Origin of the sequence: Halobacillus sp. BBL2006 (assembly GCF_000786645.1) — a bacterium.
Classification (GTDB): Bacteria; Bacillota; Bacilli; order Bacillales; family Halobacillaceae; genus Halobacillus.
Window position 1 is genome coordinate 1 of the sequence record NZ_JRNX01000457.1, and the last position, 1,176, is coordinate 1,176.

At 41.2% G+C, this 1,176-nt stretch carries 2 protein-coding genes; one reads left to right on the forward strand and one right to left on the reverse strand.

The features are described from left to right. Nucleotides 1–3 precede the first annotated feature (3 nt). A complete protein-coding gene (locus tag LD39_RS13625) occupies nt 4–297 on the reverse strand; it encodes a hypothetical protein (RefSeq protein WP_035547938.1) in 294 nt (97 codons plus the stop codon). Between the two features lie 180 nt (nt 298–477). Here LD39_RS13625 and LD39_RS13630 point away from each other — a divergent pair. Then, nucleotides 478–1,176, forward strand: a 699-nt coding sequence (locus LD39_RS13630; protein ID WP_035547941.1) for an acyl-CoA dehydrogenase family protein, incomplete at its 3' end; no start/stop codon positions are given.

Genomic DNA, 1,176 nt, shown 5'->3' on the forward strand with positions numbered 1-1,176 from the left:
TTCTTATTTCTTTTTATTGAAGGTTTTATCCTTAATATTCTTGAATGCCTTCGATGAAGTATCGACGGTTTTCCCAATCGCTTCTGACCCTTTTTCAGAAGCTTTTTTCACAATGTTTCCAGACGAATCAATCGTTTTTCCAATCAAGCCGCCCTCTCCAGTAATAGATTTGAGGATTTTTCCTGAAGTATCAACGGTGTTATGAACAAAATCATTGGCTTCTTTAGAGACTCCTTTAATAAATCCTTCATCCTTGTTCTTAGAGGACGATTTGTTGCTGTTATTGTTTTCACTCATGATGTCGATCTCCTCCCTCGAAATAATGTCCTACATTCCATACCTATGTAAAAGAAGTTCGATTATGAAAAAAGTCTGCGTAAAATGAATGATCACTCATTTTTGTTGAATTTTCAGAATTATCCATATAGAATAAAGATTACATACTATTCGGTATGTTCACAGGAAAGGAGGAAGAATGTGAACTTTGATTATTCCGAAAAAGTGAAAAAATATCAGCAGCAGATTCATTCTTTTATGGAGGAATATGTCTTTCCAAATGAAAAAGTTTATGAAGAACAATTGAATGAACAAGATTCCCGGTGGACAGCTGTTCCTCCGATTATGGAAGAATTAAAGGCAAAAGCCCGCGAAGAAGGCTTATGGAACTTATTTTTACCAGGTGATACATATGGGGCTGGATTGACAAATTTAGAATATGCCCCTCTCTGTGAATGGATGGGGCGTTCATTGATCGGTCCGGAGGTCTTCAACTGTAATGCACCTGATACTGGGAATATGGAAGTTCTTGTCCAGTACGGAAGCGCGGAACAGAAGGAGAAATGGCTTGAGCCTCTCTTGAAGGGAGAGATTCGGTCATGTTTTTCAATGACGGAGCCTGATGTCGCTTCCTCTGATGCGACGAACATTGAAGCCAGGATTGAAAGGCAGGGGGATGAATATGTCATCAATGGCCGTAAATGGTGGTCATCAGGCGCGGGTGATCCTCGATGTAAAGTAGCTATCTTCATGGGGAAAACAGATCCAGATGCCCCGAAGTATGATCAACAGTCGATGGTCCTTGTGCCCCTTGACACACCGGGAGTTAGCATCAAGCGGTTATTGCCTGTATTCGGATATGATCACGCCCCCCACGGCCATGCGGAGATCGATTTTGAA